This is a genomic window from Proteiniphilum sp. UBA1028, from assembly GCF_002316955.1.
Taxonomy (GTDB): Bacteria; Bacteroidota; Bacteroidia; order Bacteroidales; family Dysgonomonadaceae; genus Proteiniphilum.
Window position 1 is genome coordinate 31,092 of the sequence record NZ_DCEN01000031.1, and the last position, 8,933, is coordinate 40,024.

Sequence of the window (8,933 nt, forward strand, 5' to 3'; positions counted from 1 at the left end):
TCGAGTCCCGTCTTCCGCTCCAAGCGAATAAAACGTTCTTCTACGTGTATGTGGAGGAACGTTTTCTCATTTGGAGCCGTCTTGTTTTTCTTTTCGGATGTTTTGCCACGAAAACCTCCCTAGACTGCAATGTGAAACCGATATTTTTGTGTTATATTTGTATGCAAAAAGTTTAGATCGTGTATAATTAATGGACAAAATATATCTTTTGCTCATTCTTTTGTTATGTATTACGCCGGAGACATTTTCCTCCGGCATGCCGTCAACGGAAGTAAGAGCTGTCTGGCTGACCACAAACTATGGCTTGGACTGGCCACAAAACAGAATCAGCCAGGATGAGCAGAAAAGAGAGTTGATCGCCATACTGGATAATCTTAAAAAAAACAATTTCAATACCGTGATGTTCCAGGTGCGGGCACGCGGAGAGGTTTTTTACAACTCCCGTATAGAGCCAATGTCGTCAATGATGGTTACAGATAGCCCGGGTCGCACCAAATTCGATCCGCTGGCATTTGCCGTCGAAGAATGCCATAAACGCGGCTTGGAGTGCCATGCCTGGATCATAACTTATCCATTGGGAGGAGACAAGCATGTAAAAAGTCTGGGCGCATCATCCGTAACTAGAAAGAACCCTTCCATCACAAAAAAGTTTAAAGGTGAATGGTTTCTGGATCCCGGTAATCCAAGAACGGACGATTATCTGCTTTCGATAGTGGAGGAGGTCGTGGATAACTATGATGTGGATGGCATTCATTTTGATTATATCCGTTATCCGGATAACAGAGGCCAGTTTCCCGATGATGGGATGTACCGGCTTCACGGAAAAGGAAAAACACGGGCTGATTGGCGAAGAGACAACATCACGCGCTTTGTGAAAAAAGCATATGACAGGGTGAAAGAATTAAAGCCATGGGTACAGGTGAGCAGTTCCCCCCTGGGCAGATATCGAACTCTGGGAACTCAGGGCCATGGATGGACTGCCTTTGAAACAGTATACCAAGATGCCGCTAAATGGATGAAGACAGGAATACACGATGCTATTTATCCGATGATGTATTATAAGGATCAGTTATTCTATCCTTATGTGGATGACTGGTTGAATCACGGTAACGGGAGGATTGTGGTTCCCGGACTCGGGGCTTACCAGATGATTGAGTTGGGATGGTCTCGTCAGGACATCCTCAGCCAGCTGGAGTATACACGCATGAAAAATACAACCGGGCAGGCTTTTTTTCGAACCGAAAATGTGCTTTCGAACACCAAAGGTATTCTTCAAGCACTGAAAACATATTACAAATATCCGGCAAAACTCCCTTCGTTGACCTGGTTGTCTGATTCTGTACCGGAAAAACCTTACGATCTTCGAGCCGAAAAACTGCCGGATGGCATTTTTCAACTGAAGTGGGAGGCTAAAAACAAGGAAAATAGAGTAACTTACAACGTGTACAGAAGTTCAAGCGAAGAATTTAGCACCGATGATGCTGAAAATATACTGGCGGTGGGATTGCGTGAACCCCATGTGGAATTCCATATTCCTGATGATGACAAGGCTTACTATTACTATATTACCGTTTCGGACTCCTATCATAACGAAAGTGAGGCAAGCGTACCAGCCTTTTTCTATCATTCCGAAACATTGAAGTAATAATCACGATAACAATGTGTTATATTTGAATAGTTTTGGACAAAAAAATAGAACGTATCGTTAGGTTTAATCAATAAAATGGAATAATTTTGTAGCAATGGACGGTAGTCAGAAATTAAAAAAACAAGTGCGTGATGAGTTTATGGAGTATCTCACACTGCATAAACACCGGAAAACGCCCGAACGTTTTGCGATACTTGATCATATTTATACCACCAAAGGGCACTTTGATATGGATACGCTCTACAAGTCGATGATCGACGTGAATTTTCGTGTAAGCAGGGCTACCCTTTATAATACAATTGAACTGTTGTTGGATTGTGGCCTGGTTGTAAAGCATCAGTTTGGCGGGAACGTGTCAAAATATGAGAGAGCATATGTGAATGAAAACCACGATCATTTAATCTGTACTTCGTGTGGACAAGTTTGGGAGACAAAAAATAGCGACCTGCTCACACAGGCTCAATTGAAGAAAATTAAAAAATTTACGGTAAGTTATTATAGCATGTATATTTACGGTATATGCAGCAAATGTAGTCATGCCAAAAAGATGGAATTGAGAAAACTGGCACGCGGCAGAAGTGATAAAACCGATAATAAATAGTCGAAAATGAAAGTTGATGTAATTTTAGGCCTCCAGTGGGGCGATGAAGGAAAAGGAAAAGTGGTGGACGTGCTCACACCCAATTATGAGATCGTAGCACGTTTTCAAGGTGGACCCAATGCCGGGCACACCCTTGAATTTGAAGGCGAAAAATACATACTGAAATCGATTCCCTCGGGGATTTTCCAGGAAGGAAAAATAAATATTATCGGGAATGGAGTGGTGATTGACCCTGCGTTGTTCAAACAGGAAGTGGAAGCTCTGGAGGCCTCGGGACACAGGCTTACCGACAGACTCTATATCTCCAAAAAAGCACACCTGATCCTGCCTACCCACCGATTGCTGGATGCTGCTTCTGAAAAGGCCATGGGCGAGGCAAAAATCGGTACTACCGGAAGAGGCATAGGCCCCACTTATACAGACAAGATTAGCCGCCATGGACTGAGGGTAGGGGACTTGTTTCATAATTTCGACGAGAAATATCGGAATGCAGTGCAGCGCCACAAGGAAAAACTGGATCCTTCGGATTGGGAAGGTGTTCTGCCCAAACTGGAAAAGGAATGGTTTGAGGGGGTGGAGAAAATGAAAGAGTTTCAGATTATCGAGAGCGAGCATTTTATCAATAAACATCTGGCCAACGGAGGCAATGTCCTCGCTGAAGGAGCACAAGGTGCTATGCTCGATATCGACTTCGGATCCTATCCCTTTGTCACCTCTTCCAATACCATCTGTGCGGGTGCTTGCACAGGTCTGGGTGTTGCACCGAAAATGATCGGTGAGGTATATGGCATCTTTAAGGCCTATTGCACACGCGTGGGAAGTGGACCGTTTCCTACCGAACTATTCGATGATGATGGGCAATTATTGCGGGATCAGGGGAGAGAATATGGTTCCGTAACCGGTCGCCCGCGCCGTTGTGGTTGGATCGACCTGGTGGCGTTGCGCTATACCGTGATGCTGAACGGGGTGACTAAGTTGGTGATGATGAAGAGCGATGTGCTGGATAGCTTTGATACTATCAAAGCCTGTGTATCGTACAAGATCGACGGAAAGGAAACGGATGATTTGCCATTCGATATTTCGGAAGGTATTGAGCCGGTGTATGTGGAACTTCCGGGCTGGAAGACCGATATGACTGAGATGCAGTCGGAAGATGAATTTCCTGAGGAATTTAACAACTACCTCACTTTTCTTGAGGAGGAGCTGGGTGTACCTATCGCCATTGTATCACTCGGACCGGACAGGGCACAGACAATTATCCGCTAGATCGGCGTTGACATAATTAACACCGCACAAAACATCCATTTTGGATACTTTGTGTGGTGTTGTGTTTTAATTAATGTGGAAAATATTAAAAATTCAAATACTTCATGAGGTCTCTCCATCGGGATGTCGGTTTTTTAACCTTAGGGTTGACGCTTGTGTAGGTATTGAGTGGGGTGTTGCTTGTTTACCGGAACACCGATTTTTTAAAAAAGGAACAAACCTCAGTGTCCCATTTGAAACAAAATTTGCCGGAAAGATTATCCACCGTTATTAAAAAACTTGTCAATCTGCATACGGTAACCGGAAACAATCGTTTGTCATTGTTTAACACCATCTACGGTATTTTACTCCTGTTTCTTGCGGTATCTTCCTTTTTTATGTTTAAATTTAGCACCAGGAAGAGCAAACGAGGATTTGCACTGACTGGCTTGGGGATTATGCTTACGATCGTTTTTTTTGCTTTGATATGAAGTGGTTAAGGAAAGACTGCGCTATGCTGTCTCTATGACAATAGGTCGTTTATTGGTATGATTTTTGCTAATTATGCTTAGAAAGAGTGTTCATGCTCATGAGAAAGTGAACTTTTGAAAGTGCGAAAATGTTAAATAGAAATACAATATAGATTTATGGCTTTAATTTGGATTATATTTATCGGAATTGCCCTGACCGGTTGGGTAGTGCAGGCAACCCTGCAGAGCCGGTTTAAAAAATATGCAAAAGTACCCCTGCGTAACGGAATGACAGGTAGGGAGGTCGCGGAAAAAATGTTACACGACAACGGGATTTATGATGTGCAGGTGATCTCTGTGCGAGGGCGACTGACCGACCATTACAACCCGCTCAACAAAACGATCAATCTCAGCGAGCCGGTATATGGAAGCTACAGCGTGGCTGCTGCAGCAGTAGCCGCACACGAGACAGGGCATGCGCTGCAGCATGCCAAAGGATATGCCCCGTTAAAACTACGTTCTGCCCTTGTGCCTGTCATCTCTTCGACTTCAAAATGGGTGATGTGGGTACTCCTGTTGGGAATTATTCTGATTGAGACATTCCCCATGCTGCTGTGGTTCGGTATCGCGATGTTTGCTTTGTCTACTCTTTTTAGCTTTATCACCCTTCCAGTAGAGAAAAATGCGACCAACCGGGCACTACGCTGGCTTAGTACTGCCGGGATTACAGATGTGAGCAACCACAACCAGGCAGAGGATGCCCTGCGTTGGGCCGGATACACCTATGTGGTGGCAGCCCTCAGTTCGCTCGCCACGCTTCTTTACTATATTATGATCGCCATGAGTGGCAACAGACGATAAAATAACCTGTTAATAGGATGAAGACAATCCTGCTTACCGGAGGGTCGGGGATGATCGGACGAAGGCTCACGGTCATGCTCAGAGAGAAAGGATACAGTGTGATCTGGTTGAGCAGGGAGCGGCATGTGAATGCCGAAATACCCCGATACAGATGGAATTACCATAAAAATGAAATAGACAGGGAAGCACTTGAACAGGCGGACGTGATTGTTCACCTGGCTGGGTCGAACCTGGGAGAGGAGCCATGGACGCGACGCAAGAAGCAAGAGATCGTGGAAAGCCGGGTCCAGACTGCCAAATTCTTACTGGAGACTTGCCAGTCGATGACCAAAAAGCCGGATGCCTTCATTTCGGCTTCTGCGGTGGGTTATTATGGAATGCAGACGAGCAGTAAGATATTCACCGAGGAAGATAATCCTGCAAAAAATGACTTTCTGAGCCGAACCTGTAAAAAGTGGGAGTCCGCAGCATTTGCTTTCCGGGAAGAACTTGGAGTTCGCACCGTAGCATTGCGTACAGCTTTCGTTATTTCAAAGGATAACGAAGCTTTCGGAAAATTGAAGCTGCCCACCGGATTCGGCTTAGGGTCACCGTTGGGTACAGGCAGGCAATATCTGCCCTGGATTCATTTGGATGACCTTTGCAGGATATATCTGAAGGCGATAGAAGATAATACAATGCAGGGAGTTTTTAATGCTGTTTCCCCTGAGTCGGTTACCAATGCCGGATTTATGAAAACACTTGCAGCGGAGATGAAACGTCCTTTTTTCTTTCCCAAAATACCGGCTTTTCTGCTGCAGCTTTTATTGGGTGAAGCGGCCGGAATGATTCTGGAAGGAAGCCCGGTCTCTTCGGAAAAAATACTCCATGCCGGTTATCAGTTTTTATACCCTACTGTCGCGATTGCCATTCGTGATTCACTTTGAAGTATCTCTTCATTTCCAAAAAAAACATAGAAAGAATTGTTTTTATACATATTCGTTTTATATTTGTCCTGTAGATTCATTCTAAATAATGTGATTATGGACAAACTGGTATACCCCTGTATCTGGTGCAACAACAATGCGCGTGAAGTGGCTGATTATTACCTGTCTGTTTTTCCGGGAACCGAAATCGTGGATCAAAATCAGTGGGTGTCTGTATTGAAAATGGAAGGGCAACGGATCATGCTGTTAAATGGTGGTGAAATCTTTCGTCCCAATCCATCTTTTTCGTTGATGTATCTGACAACGGACGAAAAAGAAGTAGAAACTGTGCACAGACAATTGAGTGACGGTGGCAGAGAACTGATGCAGCTGGATTCCTATCCTTTCAGCCGGAAATATGCATGGGTGGAAGATCGTTTCGGTGTGTCTTGGCAGCTCTATACCGGCGAAGAGAAAGATATTATCCAGAAGCTGGTGCCTACGCTGATGTTTGTGGGTGAAAACAACGGTAAAGCAGAAAAGGCAATCGATTTCTATACTTCGGTCTTTCCCGCTTCCGAAAAAAGAGGCATTCTCCGATACACAGGCAACGAAGGTGAGATAGCCGGGCATGTGCAGCATGCTGAGTTCAAAGTAAACAATTATCTGTTGATGATCATGGATAGTTCGTATCCTCATGTTTTTGATTTTACCGGAGGGATGTCGCTTGTGGTGGAATGCCACACGCAGGAAGAGATCGACGACTACTGGGATAAGCTGACTGCCGATGGTGGTGTGGAGAGTAGGTGCGGCTGGCTGCGGGACAAATTTGGGGTGAGCTGGCAGATAACACCTGCCGTGATGAAGGAACTTTTACGGAAATCGACCAAAGTGATGGAGACGATGATGACCATGCAGAAACTAGATATCCGGAAGCTGCAGGAAGCAGCTGAATAGCCGAAGGGAAGTAACGGTGGTATTTTCAATATCATCTTGTTTTTTCAATTCTTTGCAATTTATTTAACATTTACAATTATGGCAAAATTAAATCCGTATCTCAATTTTGATGGTACCTGTGAAGAGGCGTTCAATTTTTATAAGTCCGTTTTTGGGGGTGAGTTTACCTATTTGTCCAGAATGGGGGAATTCAACGTGGAAGGGATGGATATCTCCGACGAGGATCGCAGCCGGGTGATGCATGTAAGTCTTCCAGTTGGGGAGAATATTCTGATGGGATCAGATGTGCCGGGCCACATGAAATCACAGTTCAAGCCGGGTAACAACAACTACATCAGTCTTACACCCGACAGCCGTGAAGAGGCTGATCGCCTCTTCAACGAACTTTCGGTTGGCGGTGAGGTGGAGATGCCGATGGAAGAGATGTTTTGGGGAGACTACTTCGGAAACTTCAGAGACAAATATGGCATCTGGTGGATGATCAATTATCCTTTGAGATAATCCTGAACCTTCGTTTCGGCCTGAATGGGAGTAGGCGTCTTATATGTGGAATAAGATTCCTACTTTACGTCAAATTCAATCCACTGCGACCGGTCCGGTGGTGCCGGAGCAATGACTTTCCGGGGCGGATTTTTTTGCAATTCATCCAGAAGGACTTCCACCGCTTTTTCAATGGCCGGATCGTTGCCTTTGGCCAGCTCTTCGGGACGATCCACCACCTCGATATCGGGATAGACGCCGACACCTTCGATGATCCACTGACCATCTTCATTGTAGATGCCGAATCGAGGCACGGAGATATAACCTCCGTCTGCCAGGCGTGCGTTGCCGGAGATACCTACCAGCCCTCCCCAGGTGCGGGTGCCGATAAGCTTCCCTTCGCCCGTTTTTCGGAAGAAATAGGGGAACGCGTCGCCACCAGAGGAGGAGTAACCGTTAATGAGCATTGCCTTGGGGCCATCATGGGCAATGCCGGGCGACTTCATCGGTTGCGGCAGACCGTTGCGATACCAGTAAACAAGGGTGCGCCGATTGAGGAGGTCGATCATCCGGTCCGGGATAAAACCGCCACCATTATAGCGGTCGTCAATAATCAGCGCCTCCTTGTCGTTATAAGCAAGCATTCCCTTGAAAAGTTCCCGGTTTCCTTCGATAGCAGTGTTGGGTACGTGTATATATCCTATTGTACCCCCAGAGAGCCGGTCTACCATTTCGCGGCGGCTTCTCACCCAGTCGAGGTACCGTAGCTCAGTCTCGCTGGTGACGGTTTTCACCTTGTAGTCTGTAGCTCCGGAAGAGGAAGGGCTACTGTTGACCGTCAGTTCCACATGGCGGCTGCCCAGATTTTCCAATAACTCGTATGGATTTTGTGCTGTTGTGAGTTCCCGTCCATTTACACGAAGAAGATAGTCTCCCTCTTTGATATTTATCCCGCTTTCGGTGAGGGGGGAACGGCGGGATTCGTTCCAGTTCTCACCAGCATAAATCTTTCGGATACGGTAGCGTTGAGCAGTAAGGTCGGCCTCCAGTTCAGCCCCCAGCAGTCCGCCGTCAATTCTCTCTACCCTGTTGATATCCCCCCAGTCCACGTAAGCATGTCCAGTGTTGGTTTCGCTCACAACCTCGTTTAGGATATAATCAAGGTCGAAACGACTGGGTACATGGGGTAGCAGTGCTCCGTAATTTTTGCGTATCCCTTCCCAGTCGACGCCGTGCAGATTGTTTACGTAAAAATAGTCGCGGAATATGCGGAATGCATCGGCATAGATCTGATTCCATTCCGCACGGGGCTCGATCTTCATGGTCAAATTACTCAGGTTGATCTTTCCACTTCCGTTCTTCTGTCCTGGCTCAGTCCTCGCTACGGCATAGTCTTTTTCTGTACGGTAGACCAACGATTTGCCATTGGCAGAAAGGGCGCCGAAGCTTGCGCCGTCGAGTATCTCTTCCGACTTTCCCTCCTTGATATGATAACGCATGATCTTGTTGCCAGCAGAGTAGAGGAGTCCCTCATCTGTTGATCCGATGATGCGGTAGCTCCCTGCCGGCAGGGGCAACGCCTCTATGCGGTTGCCGATCCTGTCAAAATCAATCTCTACCCGTATTTCTTCGGCTGACAATGACTTTTTATCTTCTTCTTTACCGTTCTTCTTCTCTTGCTTCATATTATCCTCCATGTTGTCTTTTTCACTGACGTAGGGTTCGGAATCTTCCCGGTAGGGTGAGAGGGTGGTTCCGTCATTGCA

The 8,933-nt window shown here is 46.1% G+C and carries 8 protein-coding genes; 7 read left to right on the top strand and 1 reads right to left on the bottom strand.

Translation table 11 applies throughout. From position 1 onward, the window contains the following. The first annotated feature begins 190 nt into the window (after positions 1–190). From B3Z75_RS04190 to B3Z75_RS04220, 7 genes are all read left to right on the top strand, one after another. Entirely contained in the window at positions 191–1,645 is a 1,455-nt protein-coding gene (locus tag B3Z75_RS04190) for a glycoside hydrolase family 10 protein (RefSeq protein ID WP_294068080.1), read from the top strand. Between the two features lie 97 nt (positions 1,646–1,742). Beyond that, positions 1,743–2,249, top strand: coding sequence for a Fur family transcriptional regulator (locus B3Z75_RS04195; RefSeq protein WP_294068082.1), 507 nt, complete (start codon positions 1,743–1,745; stop codon positions 2,247–2,249). A gap of 6 nt (positions 2,250–2,255) precedes the next feature. Beyond that, positions 2,256–3,515 (top strand): adenylosuccinate synthase, encoded by a 1,260-nt coding sequence (locus tag B3Z75_RS04200; protein WP_294068084.1) that lies wholly within the window; start codon positions 2,256–2,258, stop codon positions 3,513–3,515. A 626-nt stretch (positions 3,516–4,141) separates the two neighbouring features. After that, positions 4,142–4,825, top strand: coding sequence for a zinc metallopeptidase (locus tag B3Z75_RS04205; protein WP_294068086.1), 684 nt, complete (start codon positions 4,142–4,144; stop codon positions 4,823–4,825). A gap of 17 nt (positions 4,826–4,842) precedes the next feature. Next, entirely contained in the window at positions 4,843–5,751 is a 909-nt protein-coding gene (locus tag B3Z75_RS04210) for a TIGR01777 family oxidoreductase (protein WP_294068088.1), read from the top strand. Positions 5,752–5,847: 96 nt separating this feature from the next. After that, positions 5,848–6,687 carry a VOC family protein gene (locus B3Z75_RS04215; RefSeq protein WP_294068090.1) on the top strand — a complete coding sequence of 280 codons (840 nt, stop codon included), beginning with the start codon at positions 5,848–5,850 and terminating at the stop codon, positions 6,685–6,687. A 78-nt stretch (positions 6,688–6,765) separates the two neighbouring features. Continuing rightward, entirely contained in the window at positions 6,766–7,188 is a 423-nt protein-coding gene (locus B3Z75_RS04220; RefSeq protein ID WP_294068092.1) for a VOC family protein, read from the top strand. 59 nt (positions 7,189–7,247) lie between these two features. On the opposite strand, the gene B3Z75_RS04225 is transcribed toward B3Z75_RS04220, so the two are convergent. Next, positions 7,248–8,933: PDZ domain-containing protein (locus B3Z75_RS04225; protein ID WP_294068094.1), on the bottom strand; the 1,686-nt coding region annotated here is incomplete at its 5' end.